The organism is Paenibacillus sp. OAE614, from assembly GCF_040546645.1.
GTDB lineage: Bacteria > Bacillota > Bacilli > Paenibacillales > Paenibacillaceae > Paenibacillus_AQ > Paenibacillus_AQ favisporus.
In genome coordinates this window covers 2,591,888-2,610,619 of record NZ_JBEPOD010000001.1, presented here as the reverse complement: position 1 = coordinate 2,610,619, position 18,732 = coordinate 2,591,888, and the positions used below count along the sequence as shown (strand labels likewise).

At 52.6% G+C, this 18,732-nt stretch carries 13 protein-coding genes; 1 reads left to right on the top strand and 12 read right to left on the bottom strand.

Translation table 11 applies throughout. The features are described from left to right. Positions 1-53: 53 nt before the first annotated feature. The 11 genes from ABIE48_RS12180 to ABIE48_RS12130 all read right to left on the bottom strand — a co-directional run bounded on the left by ABIE48_RS12180 (position 54) and on the right by ABIE48_RS12130 (position 16,484). Complete coding sequence (locus ABIE48_RS12180) at positions 54-1,337, bottom strand: stalk domain-containing protein (protein ID WP_192714432.1); 1,284 nt, start codon at positions 1,335-1,337, stop codon at positions 54-56. 121 nt (positions 1,338-1,458) lie between these two features. Next, on the bottom strand, positions 1,459-2,733 hold the full coding sequence (locus tag ABIE48_RS12175) for a hypothetical protein (RefSeq protein WP_192714433.1): 1,275 nt from the start codon (positions 2,731-2,733) through the stop codon (positions 1,459-1,461). 240 nt (positions 2,734-2,973) lie between these two features. Continuing rightward, positions 2,974-6,258, bottom strand: a complete 3,285-nt coding sequence (locus ABIE48_RS12170; RefSeq protein ID WP_192714434.1) for an OmpL47-type beta-barrel domain-containing protein — start codon at positions 6,256-6,258, stop codon at positions 2,974-2,976. Between the two features lie 14 nt (positions 6,259-6,272). Beyond that, on the bottom strand, positions 6,273-7,274 hold the full coding sequence (locus ABIE48_RS12165) for a zinc-dependent alcohol dehydrogenase (RefSeq protein ID WP_192714435.1): 1,002 nt from the start codon (positions 7,272-7,274) through the stop codon (positions 6,273-6,275). An 18-nt stretch (positions 7,275-7,292) separates the two neighbouring features. Next, positions 7,293-9,557, bottom strand: a complete 2,265-nt coding sequence (locus tag ABIE48_RS12160) for a helix-turn-helix transcriptional regulator (RefSeq protein ID WP_192714436.1) — start codon at positions 9,555-9,557, stop codon at positions 7,293-7,295. A 43-nt stretch (positions 9,558-9,600) separates the two neighbouring features. Then, complete coding sequence (locus ABIE48_RS12155) at positions 9,601-10,464, bottom strand: carbohydrate ABC transporter permease (protein WP_192714437.1); 864 nt, start codon at positions 10,462-10,464, stop codon at positions 9,601-9,603. Then, the gene (locus ABIE48_RS12150) at positions 10,458-11,387 is read right to left on the bottom strand and encodes an ABC transporter permease (RefSeq protein WP_145020592.1); all 930 of its coding nucleotides are present in this window, start codon (positions 11,385-11,387) and stop codon (positions 10,458-10,460) included. The genes ABIE48_RS12155 and ABIE48_RS12150 overlap by 7 nt, the downstream gene beginning before the upstream one ends. Before the next feature lie 22 nt (positions 11,388-11,409). After that, positions 11,410-13,032: an extracellular solute-binding protein gene (locus ABIE48_RS12145; protein ID WP_145020595.1), complete on the bottom strand. Its 1,623-nt coding sequence runs from the start codon at positions 13,030-13,032 to the stop codon at positions 11,410-11,412. A gap of 263 nt (positions 13,033-13,295) precedes the next feature. Beyond that, positions 13,296-14,384: a dihydrodipicolinate synthase family protein gene (locus tag ABIE48_RS12140; protein WP_192714438.1), complete on the bottom strand. Its 1,089-nt coding sequence runs from the start codon at positions 14,382-14,384 to the stop codon at positions 13,296-13,298. Between the two features lies 1 nt (position 14,385). Continuing rightward, complete coding sequence (locus tag ABIE48_RS12135) at positions 14,386-15,402, bottom strand: NAD-dependent epimerase/dehydratase family protein (protein ID WP_192714439.1); 1,017 nt, start codon at positions 15,400-15,402, stop codon at positions 14,386-14,388. 164 nt (positions 15,403-15,566) lie between these two features. Next, a complete protein-coding gene (locus ABIE48_RS12130) occupies positions 15,567-16,484 on the bottom strand; it encodes an alpha/beta hydrolase (protein ID WP_145020603.1) in 918 nt (305 codons plus the stop codon). A gap of 169 nt (positions 16,485-16,653) precedes the next feature. Here ABIE48_RS12130 and ABIE48_RS12125 point away from each other — a divergent pair, with 169 nt between their 5' ends. After that, entirely contained in the window at positions 16,654-17,199 is a 546-nt protein-coding gene (locus ABIE48_RS12125) for a TetR/AcrR family transcriptional regulator (RefSeq protein ID WP_192714440.1), read from the top strand. Between the two features lie 130 nt (positions 17,200-17,329). On the opposite strand, the gene ABIE48_RS12120 is transcribed toward ABIE48_RS12125, so the two are convergent. Further along, a complete protein-coding gene (locus ABIE48_RS12120; RefSeq protein ID WP_354518945.1) occupies positions 17,330-18,715 on the bottom strand; it encodes a hypothetical protein in 1,386 nt (461 codons plus the stop codon). Positions 18,716-18,732 lie beyond the last annotated feature (17 nt).

The window sequence follows — 18,732 nt, the reverse complement described above, 5'->3', positions numbered from 1 at the left end:
TGTAGACCATGGGAAAGCATGCCGTTATTTTTATGATAAGGCCGCGATCTTACTTACGGATTCCAATTCATCCCCTGAACCGGCAACCCAATCTGCTTCAAAACATGAGATCCAACATAGAGTCGGTCACCGATCATCATGCTGTCAGCAGCCGTTACAGTCGCTGTTCCCTCTAGCCCTTTTAAGGTAAAAGTGCTGCTACCCATTTTTCCAGCCACCTTCTGTTGTTTGACTTCCAGGCCCGCCTGCTCCATCAATTCCCGTACAGGAATCATCGTGCGTCCGTTTTGAATAAAGGCAAAACTGAGATATACCACCTTACCGCCAATGGTGGCTCTGGCTGTGATCTGGTCATGAATTTGAATATGCGTCACCGGCAAGTTTTGTGGTTGTAAATCGGCGGGTGGCTTGGTCGATGCGTTTGGCCGAGGCGCAACGTCTTCCTTTTCCGACAAAAGACGGTTAAATTCCTGCCAATCATGCTCCGTTGCCGGACGTATTTTTCCATCGGCCAACGTAATCACTGCGATAGGGCGGCCCGGCTTGTTATAGTTGACGAGCAGACGCCCGCTATGTGGATCATAATAGTCGAGGCTTGCGTAGACCAAGTGCTTCATAAGCCCCGAAACAGGATCATAAATCAATAACTCATTCATTTTAGCCGTGTTACTGTACTGTTGAACGAGAACCTTACCATTCGGCATCGGGAAATATAGCGGCCGATGCCAGGTACGTCCAACCTCTCGGACCACGCCGTCCTCTGTTCGTTGGAGCAGAATGTACTCGGATGAATACCAATAGCCATTGGTATCCTGCCGAGTGTAGTAATTTTTCATGTAATGTAGCCCGTAACGGTTGTCGTCACTGCCCATCCAATAAACCCCTGTGGTTGCTACTTCGTTGGATGGATTGTATAACGTGGAAAAGAGTTCGCTGAGTCCCTCGCCAAACCCGTATCTCCTTAATTTGATTGCACCCAGTTCATAATCCCAATTGACAGATAACCCCTCTTCAAGTGAATGCCATTGACCATCTGCATCCTGATATACCGTTCGTTCGTATGAACTCTCCTCATCATAAGTGTGCGCATTGTAATAAGAACGTCCTGTCGACTTATCAAAAAATATAGGATAGAACTCCCATGTGTACGTTTCTTTGGACTGCATCTTGGTTGGCTGCTCTGCGCTCGCCGGCAGTTTCTCGATTGTCTGATATTTATCCTGAGCCGCAGGTGCCTTCTCCGCCTGTACGCTGGGGCTTGGCACCACCGCCGTACCCGCCGCAGTCAGCAGCGCTGCAAACAACAACGAGGCCTTCCGTTTGTGCTTCTTGTTCACCGTTGATTTTCTCCTTTCACTATGTAATTCCTAGTTTTTCGGTTTGAGTAACCATTAAATGGATCTATGATCAATCCCTTTTTCCAAAGATGAGCCAATCTCCAAATCCGCCCTCATCTAATTAGGGATTCCAATTCACCCCCTGCACCGGCAGGCCAATCCGCTTCAAGATATCAGAGCCAATAAAGAGCTGGCCGCCGATCATCATAGGGTCAGTCGGCGTTAAACTAACGCTCCCCCCAGGTCCTTTCAAGGTAAAAGATGTGCCCCCCGCTTTTCCAGACACCTTCGTTTGCTTAACCTCCAGGCCTGTCTGCTCCGCCAATTCGCGAACGGGGAACAGAGTCCGGCCGTTTTGGACAAAAGCAAAGGATAAATTCACCGCACGACCGCCAATCGCAGCTCGGACCAAGATTTGATCTTGAGATTGGACCGATGTCACCGGCAAATCCTGTGGCTGCAAATCAGCTGGAGGCGCAGTAGCAGGGTCCGGCCACGGAACATGGCTGCCTTCGGCCAAGCTAATGCTGCTAAACTCTTTCCAATCCTGTTCAGTCGCCGGGCGATGCTTACCGTCGGCTAGCGTATACACGATGCTTGGATTTCCCGTTTTATTGAGGGTGATGAGAAGCCGACCCCCTTTTTCGTCATAGTAATCTGGTCGGTCATATGCCAAGTGCTTCTTCTTTCCCGTTTCGGTGTTGATGATCAAAATTTCATCCGGTTTATGGGGAACGCTGTACTGCTCCGCAAATGCATTTCCGTCCGGCATCGCCTTAAAACGCAGACGGTTAGGCACGCGCTCGATCTCGCGGATCACTCCGGAACGGGTTCGAAGGAGCAGGCTGAAATCGGAAGCAGTATACTCCTTTCCCTGCGCGTCCTGCCGCTTGTAATAGTTTTTTACGTAGCGCAATCCATGCTGGAGGTCCGAGCCGCCTGCAAAATATACCCCTCTCGTCGCAGTCTCCTTGGATGGGTCATATACGGTCGAGTAGAGCCCTTCCATAGGATCGCCGTATTTCGTCCTGTCCACGACCGGTGTTTCCAATATATAGTCCCGATGTATCGTTACTCCTTCTGCAAACGCATGCCACTCCCCCTCCTGATCAAGATAGATGGTGCGACTGCTCATTTGGTCGGCGGTAGCGTAGTAGTAGGAATAACCGGTTGCCTGATCATAAAACGAAGGGCTAAATTTCCATTTGATCGCCGACTTCTGGGCGGGTACCTGCGCCGCCTGCCCAGTTGCGGAAGGGTTCTGAATGCTCAGAACCTTAGCCGGAACTGCTAAATCCTCTGCCGCCACAAGCGGGCTGGGTATCATCGTGGCTCCCAAAATCGTCAGTATCACGGTATACCGTGCGACGGTGCCAAAGTGGCGCTTTTTACCCATAACTATTTCATCTCCCTGCCCCTTGTATCAAATAAGTATCATCTTTGTCCTGGTTTCGATCTGGATCGAACTATATGTTAAACGCTTTTTCGTTTAGGAAAGTTGCCGATTTTTGCAAACGATGGTAACCTCGCCGGTTCTAAAGATTCAGATACGTTCAGAAAAGGAAAAGGAGCCTGCGCTTGCTCGCAGGCTCCTCAGTTGACGTCGCTTAACACGACTATTCTTTTCGATATCCTTCTATCTCAGCGTTTTCACCCACTTCAGCAGCACCGCTGCCTGATCCTCCGTCAGCTTTTTGCCGCTTTGGGCGGTAACCTCCTGCTCGAACGCGGACAGCTGTCCCTGCACCGCTTGAGCCTGATCACCTCCGGCTGAAGCCTTGGCCGCCAGCAGCTTCGCGTTCAGCGACTCGGCAAAGTCAGCATCCGCAGGCAGGAACGAACGCACAAGCGTGCCCATACTGTCGTACGTTGCCGTAACCCTGAATGAAAACTCCTTTGTACTTTCATTGCCTGCGGCATCTTTAGCCGAAGCCGTGATCACGTTGGTGCCAGGCTCCAGCTCATATGCGGGTCGGTCTGTCCCGATGCACGGTTCCGATGCGACACCGGATAAGCTGTCGGACGCCGCGCACTGAATGGACACCTTCTGATCTACCGTATAGGCTGCTTCCCCGGTAAACGTGATTTCAGGTGCCGTTTTATCGATCTTGACCGTAAGCTCCCGCGCATCCTCCTTGTTGCCGGCCTGGTCCTCGGCCGAATAGGTCACCGTGGTGACTCCTTCGGCAGTCACGTTGAAGGATGCGGATGCTCCTTCTACTCGAACCGGTTCAAGCGAACCCGCTCCGCTGGCAGCATAGGTTATGGCGGCCACGCCGCTGCCCTCGTCCTCCGCCTGGATTTGCACGGATGCGTCACGGTTCAGCCAGCCGCTCTCGCCTGCAGCGGGCGATACCTCGGCCGCAGACACAGGCGCTGCCTGATCCACCGGTTCAGGGGTCCCTTCAACGGACAGGGAGAAGTCGTCATAATATGCCGACGCCATGTTGTAGCGGCTGACCACTGCGATCAAGCGGGCGTAGGCTGCATTGTCGGGAGCCGTGGCGTTTAGCGTCACGGTCTGCCACTGGGCCAGCCGGCTCTCGTCCAGATGGATCTCCTGCGTTGCCAGCGTTTGATTGCTGCTGTCAAAGAAGCGCAGCATCGTTCCCGGCTGTCCCGATTCGATATACAACTGGACTTTGGACGTGTATTTCTTGCCCGGTTCAACGGTGATCTTATCGCTTTGCAAGGCGACGGATCCCGTACGGGTATTATCCTTCAGCTTCAGGCTAGCACTGCCGGAGGAGCTCCGGTCCGTGCTGACCGCGTAGCTCAAATCGGAACCAGTGGCAAACAAGGACGTCCAACCTGGGATCGCAGCTCCATTCACGGCATCCTCAAACCCTGGGTTTTTAACCGGAAGCGGAATGCCTGGTGGCTGCTCGACAATTTCCCCATCGACCTCAATCCGGTACATGATCGTATTCGTGGCATTGTCCGTAAAGTAGATGTTGCCGTCCTTGCCGAGCTCGAACCGGGCGGCATTGGTGATCGTACGCGATTCCAGCGTTTGCGGATCGATGACCGTCAGTTTGTTGTTGAATAAAACGTACATAAGACCGTCTTCCGACCAGCGGATCATGTGATGAGCCCACTGCGTATAGCTAACGCCAGACTGCACCTTTTTGCTCTTTACAACCTGATACGTATTTGGATCCAGCGCAAACACGTATTCATACGCCGCGCCCCAGATCAGTCCGTCCGGACCTACGCTCAAATCCCCGATGAAGACCGGTTTATCGAGTCCGGCGATCCGCAGCGGGAATTCCGTGATCTTCTGCTCGGTCTGGGTGTCCCAAACGAATATTTTCGCTTCATCCGCCGATGGCTCCGAGCCCAATCCCCCGCGAATCGTCGTCGATCCGAACAATTTGCCGTCTTTATAGGCAAGGCTCAGGACGCTTTGATCCTGCACGACATTGCGGTGAACGCGGCTTTCCCCCGTAGCGGGATCATATACCGTAACCGATCCGCCAAGGGTACCGTAACCCGGGATGGTCGCGATATAGAGCTTGCCGCCTCCCGATGTCATATTCACCAGGCGTTCCTGCCCATTTTCCAGGACGAACGTCTTCTTCGGGTTTTCTGTCCCCGGCGGCTTGGTCATGTCGTATTCGAACAGTGCTCCTTCAGGATAGACGCCCATATACATTTTATCGCCGAGCGGATACACGCTGTCCGCCTGACCAATGGAGAATGTCGAGGAAGTCAGGGTATTCGGGTCGATAATCGAACCCCGGCTCGTTTGTACCCCGGTGACGAACAGATTGCCGTCCGGAGCGGACTGGATCCGGTTCACCACGCCCGGCAGTCCCGGAACGACGGATGGCATCAGGTGCACTTGCTTGGTCTCGATGTTCATGATCGCCACTCCGCCGTCATAGCGGACGGTAACCAGGTTTTTACCCGGGAGGTCGGGGTTGTTCGGAAACTCTACCCAATCGGCTCCCCGGAATCCGCTGTTGTACTCCATTCCTGTTTCGCTGACTTCATGCGTGGCAAGATCGAAGGTCTTCAATTTTTTGTCGGACATAAAATAAATTTTGCCGTCCAGGGAATCGGTCTCGTGCAGTCCGGTCACGTTGTCCAGCACCGTATCGAGCCAGGAACCGGTTTGTGTATCATAGATGTACGCCGGACCCGGCACACCACTGCCATCCGTATAACGGGCGAACAGGTAGCGGTTGTCGATGGTGTCCAAATCGTATACCGTATCGTCCCCTTCCGGAACATTCAGTGACGCGGCAATGTCCGTCTTCTCGCCGGTCTCCAGGTTAACGCGGACAATCTGATGATGCGCCGTTCCCGCATAAATGTTACCGCCCTGATATGCGATGGAGCGGACATATTCTTGGGCAATATTACCGATCACGCGGCCATAGTCCTTGGTTTGGCCGGTGGCTGGATCGTACTGAATCACCTTGCCTCCAGGATACGTACCGACGTATACCCGGCCCGCCTCATCCGTTGTGATACAGATCGGCCATGATTCGCCCGCAAAGGAGGCGGCCTGTTCCACGGTATGCGTCACCGGAGAATATTTCCACAACCTGGCCCCGCTGCCGTCGGCCGCGACGTACAGCGTGCCGTCCGGTGCAACCGTATGCGCCCATGAGCTCTCCGAGGGCGGGATCGGAATGCTGCGCAGCAGCTTGTAATCCTCCAGGTCAATGACATTCAGCTGGCCCGGTTTCCCTTTAGACACGGTATACATGACCGGCCGTCCCTCTTCATAGCCTACGGTCCCGTTAAAAATCGAAACAGTGTAGTTCAGCGGCGGCAGCAGCTCTTCCGGGCTGCCATACACTTTCTGCGACAGACGGCTGTCTTCCGCCTTTGCCGTGCCGCTGCCTCCCAATCCAGTCCAGCCTGTTAACAGTACAACACATGCCAATAGTGCAAACCATGACTTCCGCATTCACACATCCTCCTTCAGGATTCGTATTCGAGAATCGTTCCCAGACAATCCGTAGGATTCAAATAGTTGGCGTAAGCCGCTTCCGCTTCACCTAGCGGGTAGCGGTGCGATATGAGCGGCAGTACCGATATCCGTCCTTCTGCGAGGAGGCGGACGTATTCCGCTACGTTTCTGCCCTCGGTCCACCGCACATAACCGATCGGATAATCCCGGTTATCCTTCTCGTATCCGCTGTCATATCTGCCGGGTCCGCCGGCCCTGGAGATGAGCACCTGCGCCTCCTTGCCGAACATCTGACCACGGGAAAACGTAGTGTTCAAGTCGCCGACAACCACGATATTGCCGCGGTCGCGAATCCAGGTGAGCGACCGGTTGATCAGCTCCTCCCCCGGCCCCCCTGCGCACAAGATGACGCTGTCCGCCCCATGGCCGTCCGTGAGGATCTGCAGCTGCTCCTCAAGCTGTTCATGCCGGTTATACGCATGACGTATTCCTTGTTCCTGCAGCATCAGTACGCGCTGGGCGTTCAAATCGAGCGCTGCGACGCGAACTGCAGCCGCTGAAGCGATTTGGGCAATGATCTGGCCCAGAATGCCAAGTCCCACGACCACCGCCGACTCCCCGAACCGCAGATCCGCCGTCCGCAGGGCATGAATGGCTATCGCCCCAAGGCCCGCAAAAGCGGCTTCCTCCGGCAGGACGTGGTCCGGTACCGCGGCCACCAAATTGGACGGAACCGTGAGACGTTCTGCATGTCGGACGTAAGGGGCTCCATAGCATGCCACCCTTTGACCGGGCAGCAGGCTGGTCACGCCTTCGCCGATTTCCTCGACGATGCCGGCCGCGCTGTACCCGAGCAGGGACGGATGATCGCCTCCCTTTTTCAGAAAAGACAGCTCCGTGCCGGGACTAATGGCCGAATATTCGGTCCGGATCCGGACATGCCCCCTCTCCAGAGGCGGGTCTTCCGTATCCGTGACTACAATGCTTCCTCGTAATGCGGCAACGGCTTTCATGACGATGGTTCGCTCCTTCTACCCCTCCCCCGCCATTTTCCGGTATTCGCTGGGGGAGATGCCGTAGTATTTTTTGAACGTAGTGGTAAAGGTTGACGCGTTCATGTACCCCGTCTTTTCCCCGATTTCCGATATGTTGTAATCGGTGTTCTTCAGAAATTCGCGGGCGTGCGCCAGCCGTACCTTGTTCAGGTATTCGACGTAGTTGATGCCGAACGTTTTCTTGAAATAATTCGAAAAGTATTTCGGGCTCGTATCCAGCACCTCCGCCATATGGTCGAGGTACAGGTTGTTCATATAATGAAGTTCGATGTACTGCGAAATAAATGCAGGATTCAGCTTGCTTTTCGGCTCGCCGCCGCGGCTGCCGGCAACCCGCTTCACCACTTCCAGGAGCGCCTCCGTGATTTCGCAGTGATCATATGCCTGCTCGACCCGCCGGATGAACCGGGACTCCAGCTGCATCAGTCCCTGATCGCCTTCCGCCGTAGCTTTAGCCGGCTTGATCAGATAGAGGAACATGCTTTTGGCCACATGGGCCAGATGGTAATGATGAATGTTCCGGCGTGCATTTTCGTGAATAATGTCCGTCACGATTTGGATGCTCTCCTCGGTCAGTCCGGCCGTCAGGCAGCGGGCCAAATGGTCCATTTTCTCCAGTGGAAAATAAACGTCACCCACATACTGTACCGCCGCGGTATCGATCACGGTCTGCGCCTCATCCTGTACGTTTCGGTAGAGCATCCCGTTCAAGACGTCCTGGTAAGCGGACAGAAGATTCGGGACATGAGCCTCGTAATCCTTGCTTACAAAGGAACGGAGCACATACCCAGGCAGCACATCGCGGTTCGCTTCCTGAATGAAGGCACTCCAGCCGGATATCACCGTCTGCCGGTCGCCGCCCTGCGGTATGCCCAGCAGGATAAGAAACTGCATCTCCCGCTGGTGAAACACTGCCGTATAGCCCGCACCCGCCATGCTGCCAAGTTCCTTGCGCAGCAGCTCGGCTATTTGCCGGGGCTCCATCGCCGGATGAGAACGATCCCCCTTCTGGGAAAGTCTCAAATCAAGGGATGCCATCACAAAGCTGCGGTCCCGGAAGAAAAACGGCTCATACTTCAGCACATCCCGCGCGATGTCACTGGAGCGTTGGCTTTCCAGCACCCGGAAGAACGCGTTCCTGCACATATCAGCCTCGGCTCTCTCCATCCGCTGCCTTAGCGCTTCGTTCTCGCGCTGGACTTTGACGATGCCGCTGTAGATTTTCCGAAAGTCATTCCCTTTGACTCGGCCCTCTCCGAACAGCTGAAGAATGCCTTTGACCGGCAGATACAGATAGACGCTGAGCAGCCCCGACAGCAGCACCGCGCTCACAATGGCGATAACCATAATGATCCGGCTGCCGCTGGCCACGGTATCGATATTCTGGAATTGATAAGGCATCTTATCAATGTAAATGAAATCGTTGTAATCCGACTGGTACACATGATACTCGAAGTCACCGCGGGTCAGCGAGTCTTCCTGGGACTGGTTAAAATAGACGTCGTTCAGCACTTCGACCAGGTCCCAGTTTTTTTCCGTACTGAGCACGATCTTCCGGTCGCCGTCCAGCACGATCATTGACGATCCCGGAATCATGGAGGACATGTTCACATGCTGCAGCAGCTTTTCCGCATTGATCAGGATAATCACGTTTTTATCCGACAGCTTGTATTTGTTGCCGTCCATGACGGCGATGAGCTGCCGGCTTTGCGGTTTGGACCCTTCCGTCTGCATCATGTAATCGGAAGAAGGAAATACCGTAAACGGACGTTTGGATTTGGAAAAGCTGCGCCAGTACGAGGCATTGTACGTATCGTGCCTGTACTTGTTCTGGAAGAGCAGCTTCATGTCGCTCGTTCCATTTGTCGTAATGGCCAGATCCTGGTTGTCGTAAAAAACGATGACGTCTTCGATATAATCGACAGAAGAAATCAGCGATGCTAAATTATCCTGCAGATTATAGACCTGTGCCATATCCATGCGGCCGCCGTCTCCGGATTTGACCGGATCAAACGGCAGTCCGTGGATCGTAAAAATCAGGTTGTTGACCGTCGTAAAGCTGCTGTCGAACGCCTGGATGATATTTTTGACGACGAGCCGATTGTTTTGCGTAACTTTGTCATAGATGCCGGAAATGGATTTTTTGTAAACGACATAGCTTGATGCAGACATGATCATGATGACTAACAGCAGAGAGCAGAAGATTTGCAGTAGTCCCCGGTTTGCAAGCAGCCGATTCATTGGCGTCACCTCTCATGATGACAACTATTCCACATCCGTCCGCTTAACCCTTCTCGGAACCTAACATGACCCCTTTGGCAAAATACTTTTGGGCAAAAGGATAGATCAGCAGCACCGGAATCATCGACAGCACGATTGTGGCGTTCTTGACCGCCTGCGGCGCGAGGGCCGCCCGGTCCACGAGTCCGGCATCATTTTCGCTGTTGAAAATGAGCATATCGCGCAGGACCACCTGAAGCGGATACATCTCCTTGTCGTTCAAATAAATGAGCGGAAGGAAGAAGCTGTTCCAGTGGCCCATGAAAAAGAACAGGCCGATGGATGCCAGCGCCGGCTTCGAGAGCGGAATGACGATACTGAACAGAATCCGCGTCTCCGATGCGCCGTCGATAAGCGCCGCCTCACGGATCTGCGACGACATATTTTCATAGAAGCTCTTCAAAATGATGAGCTCCATCGTCCAGATCGCGTTCGGCAGCACAAGCGACCAGACCGTATCCGTCAGTCCCAGCTTCTGAACGACGATGTATGTGGGGATAATGCCGGGATTGAGAAACATCGTGACGATGATCCCCAGCATGAACACCCTCCGCCCGAAGAAATTGGGCTGGGACAGCGGATATGCGGCCACCGCCGTAAACAGCAGATTGATGAAGGTACCCAATGCCGTATAGTAAATGGAATTCAGATAAGCTCTGGGAATCGTGTTGTTGCTCAGCACTTCTTTGTAGGCATCGAGATTAAAGCCTTTGGGAAACAGGAATACCTTGCCCTGAATGACCGAAGCCGTGTCGCTGAACGAAATGACCGTGATGTAGAGCACCGGATAGAGCGTCGCAGCCGCGATGCAGGCCAGGATCAGGGCGTTGACGATGCCGAAGACCGATATTTTGCGTTCTCCTACCATAGCCCTTTCCCTCCGATCTTCCGGCTGATGGCATTTGCGCCAAGGAGCATCGTCATGGCCACCAGCGCTTCAAACATGCCGACCGCGGCGGCATAGCTGTAATTGGATTCAAGCAGTCCTTTCCGGTACACGTATGTCGAGAAGACGTCGGCCACGTTGTAGGTCATCGGATTGTACAGCAGCAGCACCTTTTCGTAGCCGATTCGGATCATCGAGCCTGTTTTCAGGATGAACATAATGAGCATCGTCGGCATGAGACCTGGAATCGTAATGTGCCGGATCATGTGAAACCGGGATGCGCCGTCAACACGGGCTGCTTCATACAGCGTCGGATTGATTCCTGCAATCGCGGCCAGGTAGATGATCGACTCGTAGCCGATCGTGCCCCAGATCTCGGAGATCACATAGATCGGACGGAACCAGCCGGGATCGACGAGAAAGTACTTTTTCTCAAAGCCGAACGCAGAAAGCAGCTGGTTGAGCAGTCCGTTCGTCGGCGACAGGAAGTCGATGATCATGCTGCTGATAATGACGACTGACAAAAACGCCGGCAGGTAACTGAGCGTTTGAACCGATTTTTTAAACCACTTGGTCCGGACCTCGTTCAGCAGGATCGCCAGCAGAATCGGAAACGGGAAGCCGAAGATCAGCGTGTAAAATCCAAGCAGCAATGTATTGCGGAACAGCATCCAAAAGTCCTGGTTGCTGAAAAATTTAATGAAATGCTTCAGGCCGACCCAATCGCTGCCCATCACGCCGGAGAATACGCTGTAGTCCTTAAAAGCAATAATCAAGCCGTACAGGGGACCGTAGCGAAAAATGATATAAAAGAGAATACACGGGATAAAAAGCAGCAGCAGTTCACGGTCCCGCCGGATGTGCTTCAGCGTTTCGGTCAAACGTCCCTTGTTCGGTTTCTTCATAAGTCTTCAAATCCTCATTGATTTATTTCGCCGCGTCGTAACGTTTTTGGGCATCGTTATAAATTTTCATCAGGTCGTCCAGGCCCTGCTTGGCGATTTGCTTCTTGAAATTTTCGAACTGTGCGTCGCCGTAAGATTTATCCAGAATATATTTGGCGTTGAATTCCTCCGCCGCTTTCTGAAGCGATGTTTGCAGCTCCGCCATCGTGGAAATTTCGTCATCGGTGAAGTTCAGGATCGGATCCATCGGTTCTCTCTTGTCCTCTTTCATGATTTTGTCCTGGGCTTCCTGTTCTTTTTCGGAGAACTTATAGTACACGCTGCGTTTATCCGGTCTGAGGTAAGCTCCTTCCAGCCACATGCCGTAGCGGTCTTCCAGCACGCCGATATCGACGAGCGGGAGATCCTTGAGCTCCGGATACACCGGACGGCCGTCCTGCCCCCATTCGAAGTTGACGCCCTCCACACCGACGGTCATCAGCTCGCCGCCCGAAGGACTGGTGAGGTAATCCAGCAGTTTAAGCGCCACTTCCTTGTTCTTGTTGTTGGCGACCGCAATGCTGAAGTCGGATACTTTCGGAAGGGTTCTGACATGGCCCGTTGGGCCGACCGGATTGGCGTATCTTAAATCATAATCCGGATTTTTGTCCTTCACCTGGTTGTAGAACAAGTCGAGTCTGCCGATCCAATCCCAGGTGACAAACGATTTGTCGGTCGTCATCTTCGTCGTCCAGGAATCCTGCGTATCCGTCAGAAACTCGGGATCCATCAGCCCTTCGTTGTACAACTTTTTCATAAAATCAAGCATATCCTTGTGCTCCGGCTGAACCGTCGCATATTTCCACGTTCCGTCCTTTTCGTCGTAATACGCCGGATAGTTGTCGCCATTACCGATGCCCCATCCGAAGGACCAATCTCTGAAAATGTTGGCCAGACCTTTGGAAGCATACGGATAAGAATCCGGGTAAATTTCCTTGAGCTTCTTCAGAGCCTGGTAGAATTCTTCTGTATTTGTCCATTCCTTGATGCCGTTCTTGTCAAAAATGTCTTTCCGGTACAGGAAGCCGTGATTGACATCCCGGTTAAGGTCGTAGATGGGCCAAGTATAAATGTTGCCTTTTTCGTCGCCAAACGATTTAATGACCCAGTTGTTTTCCTGCAAATACAATTTGGAGAAGTTCGGCAGCATGTCGGCATATTCGTTGATCGCGACTACGCCTTTTTGCTGGCCGATTTTTTTCAGTTCAGCCGGCTTCAGTCCGATGAAAATGTCCGGAAGTTTGCCGGAGGCCACCACAACCTTCAATTTGTCCTGATACGTTTGCGGGGAATACGTTTGGAACTCGACCTTGATCCCCGTACGCTTCTCCAGCTCCTGGACGATCAGCTTGTCGTCGCCGATTTTGGCCGAGTTGCTCGACAACATAAATTTAATCGTCGTCGGCTTATCAACCAGCGGCAGCTTTAATCCGCCGGTGTCGCCATACTGCTCGGTGCTGCTTCCGGCTCCGGCGCCTCCGGTTGGTGCAGGTTCCGCTGACGGTGCTGCTCCTTCATTGGAAGTTTTGCTTCCACCGCTGCAAGCGCTGAGTACGAAGATGAGCATCGTGACTGCCGCAACCATACTGATCCACTTCTTTGCCATACTCTTTCCTCCTTCATGTTTTGGGGCTCATCTTGGGGGTGTTACGATTTTCGGTGTTCGTGATTCACCGGTAATCCCATCATAAAAACGCTTCCACCTGCGGTAAACAGCGTGATTTCCTTGAGCTTGGAATTTACCGAACCATGAGCACCGAAATGGCTATAAATGCTGCTGCATCAAGCTTTTGAGCGGTGTGGAAAATGCTAAATCGGTAGAAATATATCAAATTCTCCGCTTTCGGGATGTCAGGTTTTTATCATTTTCTACGCGTGATTGGATTTCGTTTCCAGCCACTTATTCACTTGCTCGCGGACAAAATCGTCGTCGTTCAAATGGGGATAATCCCGATAAATCCGGTCGATTTCTTCCGTCTGCCCAGGAGAAAGCGTCTCTTCCGGATTCAGGCACCAGATCCCTCGCATCAGCCCCTGCCTCCGCAGCACTTCGTGAATGCCCGGAATGCACCCGGCGAATTGGTGGGCGGGATCGAAAAACGCAGCATTGGTGTCGGTCACCTCCACATTCCGTCTCAGCCATTCTTCCGAAATGGTGCCTCCACCGCGAACCTGCTTGATTTCCTCCAGCAGCTCTACGGCTTTCCGCGTCCATACCGCCCAATGGCCGAGCAATCCGCCGACAACCTTCTTCTCCACGAGCTCACCGTCCACCCGGAACCGGTAAGTCGTGAGAAGGTCAACAATGATGTTGTCGTCGTTGCCCGTGTACAGGGCGATTTCGTCGCGGCGGCTGGAATAACAGACGGCCCGGGCAACATCAAGGGTTTGATACCGGTTGAACGGCGCCATCTTGATGGCGACGACGTTGGGGATTTCGGCGAATTCCCTCCAGAAGTCGAAGCTGAACATTCGTCCGCCCACGGAGGGTTGGAGATAGAAACCGATGACGGGTATCCTTTGAGCCACTTCCCGTGTGCGCTGCAGCAGCTCTTCTTCGCTCCACTGCGCTAATCCCCCCATGCTGAGCAGTCCTGCGTCATAGCCGAGCTTGCGGGCGGTTTCCGCCTCCCTTAGCGCCTGAGGGGTCGGACCGCAAATTCCGGCCACCAAAATGAAGGGGCGCTGCAGCTGCGCGCGCTGGACCTCCTCGGCCGCCATCCGAAGGACAGGCTCGAACAAATCGACGCCGGGGTCCCGGATTTCAAACTGGGTGGAATGGACGCCCACAGCGATTCCTCCTGCGCCTGAATCTATATAGTAACGCGTCAATGCCCGCTGATGCCGCTCATCCAGCTTCCGGTTTTCATCCAGTGCCAACGGGTGGGCCGGGATGACCAGACCGTCGTGCAGCGCTGCGGTTTGCTCTGCGGTTAGCGAATGCTCCGAATTTTTCATATCAGAACTTCCCCTTTCTTTCTTGAAAATGCGTAGGTTTGCTCCATGTCGCCCCGCCCTGCTTCACCCAGTCCGCGATCCAGTCGATCATTTGCAGGAGGGATACCCGCGGATAGCCGAACAGCTGATGGGACTTCGACGCGTTGCTGAGCAGTGCACTATCCGCTTCCGTCCCGGTAAACACCGCTTCTTTGCCTAAACGGCGAGCCAACTCTTTCACCGCCCAGCGGATCGACATCGTTTCCGGTCCCGTCACGTTGATGATCTGCGGCGGGTTCGTGCATTGGGTCAGGCAGCGCAGCGCCATTTCGTTCGCATCCCCCTGCCAAATGACATTGGCGAAGCCCATCGTCACATCAACCGGCCTTCCTTCATTGACGGACTTCGCCAGCTCCAACAGCACGCCGTACCGCATGTCGATCGCATAATTCAGCCGATAAATCGCCATCGGCGTACCGTTCTGATGCGAGAAATACTCGAAGATCCGCTCCCTGCCGAGGCAGGACTGCGCATACTCTCCGACCGGTTCCGGTGGAGTATGCTCGCTGGCTCCACCGCTGGCGACCGGGGTGAAGGGGTACACGTTGCCGGAAGAAAACACAACGATCCTGGAATCACGGTATTTCTCGGCGACCCTGCCGGGCAAATAGCTGTTCATCGCCCATGTAAAATACTCCCTTCCCGTCGTTCCGAATTTATGTCCGGCCATGAAAATGACGTTTGGCACGTCGGGCAGCTGCTGGAGTTCCTGATCATTCAGCAAATCGCACGAAATCGTGGTCACCCCGGCATCCTCCAGTTCCTTGCGGGTCTCTTCATTCGAGAAACGCGATACCCCGATGACCTTCTTGTTCATGCCCCCCATTCGTATCGCATTCGCGGCCAGTCTGGCCAGACTCGGACCCATTTTGCCACCAACGCCCAGCACGAGAATATCCCCTTCGACGGACATGAGGTCGGCAATGAGCGCTTCCGACGGCTGGGCCAGCCATGCTTCCAATTCAGCTACATTTTTCATCCTTGTTCTTCCTCCCATTCAATCGTTTTCCACTTCATCATAAAGACTCGGCCTATATAAAGACAAATCTTTTAATTGTCTTTAAATTAGCGGGATTTTGGCGCAAAAAAAGCGATACAGGTTCATTGCCTGTACCGCTAAGGTTCTGAATATTTAGCTGTTTGTTAAAGATTTTCTTTATAGAAGGCACCTAATTTTTCAACGGCTTTATTCACTGGCTCGGGTCTGTCGTACAGGTCATAGTGGCTTGCCCCTTCAATAACGAACAAATCTTTTTTCTCTGAAGCGGCTCGGTTATAAAGCTCGTGGCCATCCTTATATGATCCAAACGCTCCTTGTACACCACCGACAATGATTTGCAAAGGTTGAGTCAGTAAAGTTTCTGCCAAATGGAAAGCATCAAAGGCAATGATTGAATCTACACTGGTGAATTTCAATTTGTTTGGAGCGTTAGGACTCTGGCCTCTTGGTGTTCTATAGTAATCAACCGCTTGTACAAGATCCAGTTCAGTCATTCCCGCTGCTTCTCTTTCAGCATGGCTGTTAGGAATCCATTGAATAACCAGAGGCTCGGCTCCACGTGCTTCAGCCGTACGTTGCAGGGCAACCTGCTCTAACATTTTAATTGGATCGTTTAAACGATATCCTCGACCTATATTCGCAACGGAAACTGCACCTACAGCTTTGATGCGGCGTTCTGTCATCGAAGCATTTACGGCATATCCGCCTCCTGCACAAATACCTAACACGCCAATACGATCTTCATCGACATAATCCAGAGTAGTTAAGTAATCAACCGCAGACCGGATATCCTCAACACGTGAAGCCGGGTATTCAGCATAACGAGGCTCGCCATCGCTTTCTCCTTGATAGGATGCATCAAATACAATCGTTACGTACCCTAGCTCAGCAAGTTTCTCCGCATAAATGCCCGCCGTTTGTTCTTTACAGCTGCTGCCCGGATGAACGCAAACTATAGCTGGATTTTGTTTCTTGTCTTCAGCAAGTTCAGGTACATTTAAAATCGCGGCTATTTGTAGCCCATGTGCATGAAATTTCACGTTCCTTTTGTTGACTGTCACAGTTAAAACCACCTTTATTCATCTTTAATATACACTTGTGCGTATTAATCGCCTCGTGTATATTTACTTTAAAATAAGGGGTCTGTTGATTCAATGACCACATAGCGCAATATGCGTGTTAATACACAAGTTGTTTTCATTGTGTACAATCATCAAGGAGGACTGCTTCATGGTTAAAACAGATCGAAGAATTTTAAAGTCTCGGCAAGCTATTCAATCGACTTTTTTGCAAATGTTACTTCAGGAAGGTTTTGATGAGATTACGGTTAAAAAACTTACAGAAAAAGCTGATATTGGCCGAAAAACATTCTACCTGCATTATACTGATAAATATGATCTGTTAGACAAGATTGTGGACGACCATATAGCACAATTGCGAGAAATATGTGATCAAAAACAAGACAAAGGGCTTATCGAAGGTTCGATATTATGGTTTTCTTATTTTGAGCACCATAAATCATTTTTTGCAGCATTGTTTAAAAGTGAAAGTGCCTCAACTTTTCGCAAAAAGCTATTGTCTTTTACTATGGCGGAGATAGACAAAAAGCTTAATGAGGATTCGCTTCCGATTATTGATAAGCATATTTTTTTGAAGTTTTTAGGAACGGCAACCATGGGAGTATTGGAATCCTATGTATTAGAAGAATTAGATAGTGATATTGAAGCTGTAGCAACGCAAGTTGTGCAGCTGTATAAAACGCAATTAATAGGCTAACAGGATCGTTAATATCGTCAAATACGCTGCCTTGGCATCCCAAACAAAAAGGAGAATCTTCTTTAAAAGATTCCCCGCAGATAAACATCATTAACTGTTCTCGTGTTCTTTAGGCATTCAATCTTCAAATTCAATCAGGCACGTCTCCTGCTTCAGACGAAGTCCTGTCCAAACAGGTAAACCTGAATATTTGCCGCGGCCGCCCGCGTGGCACCTTCTCCATGCCGGCAATTGCCACCAACCCATGATCGATCCACTGCAGCAGCAGCCGATGCGCGCTTCGTACCGTAATGCCGAGCAATGACGCCAGCTCATGGACCTTATAATCGGTTTGGCCGTACTTGGCCCGGTTATGAAGCAGCCGGCTCAAGTACGCGCTGGTCATGCCGGCATCCACCGCATGCTTCATCAGCTCCGCATCGGTGAAAGACAGCACCTCCCGGACCGGATCGGCCATCTCGAGCGGTCCGATCAGCGTCTCGTCCTCCCTGACGATAAAACAAGCATTCCCTCCTGCCTCCTTCGCCTTCCGCATCGCGGTTCGGGCATGGGTGCCGGCCAGACTGGCCGAACGGCCGAAGCCGATCCCGATGCTCAGCGAAATGCCGTGCGTCGTATTCACATCCTTGGCCAGCGGAATCGTCTTGTATCCCCCGCTTTCGCGTTCGAAAATGCCCCGCGTTGTAAAGAAAAGGTATTCGTCCCCGCCCTGGTGGGCCAGAAATCCGTCCAGCGATTCCACATAGTCGAGCACCATCCGGTGGATGTCCAGCTTCAGCTTCTGGACCTCATGCTCATTGCTCCGCTGCATGGCTACGCGTTCGAAATGGTCAACGTTGATCATCCCGACGACGATTTGGGACTCTTTGCTGCGCCGGGTCTCCGTTGACAGAAGCGCCCGCTCGAGCGCGACGACGATGTCTTGATCGGAGGGAAGCAGCCACTCGGAAGGGATGCCCCTTTCCTCCAAGCGCTGAGCCACTGCCTGCTGTCCTGTAAAAACGACGGAGCATCCGCCGGACTCAAATCCGGCTTGATGGAATGCAATCAGCTTATCCGGCGACGCATATACCGGACCGTCATACACGTTCCACCGTTCATCCGTCATCCCTAAATCCCTGCAGGCTCTGCGAACCATTGTTTCGGTGAGCGTATCCACCGAGATTCCCCGGTCAAGCAGGCCCCGCTGATGCGCCGCGAACAGCGCTTTATAGAGGCCCGCATCGGTTAACGGTACGTAATGGGCTGGAACGGTTACCTGTGGGTTTTCCTTGACCTTCCTGTGAGACAACGGGTCGGACAGGAGCAGCACCTCCGTCTCACTGGCTAACCGTTCCGCCAGCATTGACGCCTCCGCCGCATCCTCAAATACCCGGGGAACTGCTTCAAAAGAAGGAAACGTCTCGATCACGCGCAGGATCTGTTCAACCAAACGTTTAGGCCCGATGATCCCGATCGGGATTTGATGAGCGGCCTGCAGACGTTGATAAAAATGATTCTCCTGGTTAGCTGGCAATTCATGTCCCCCCGTTC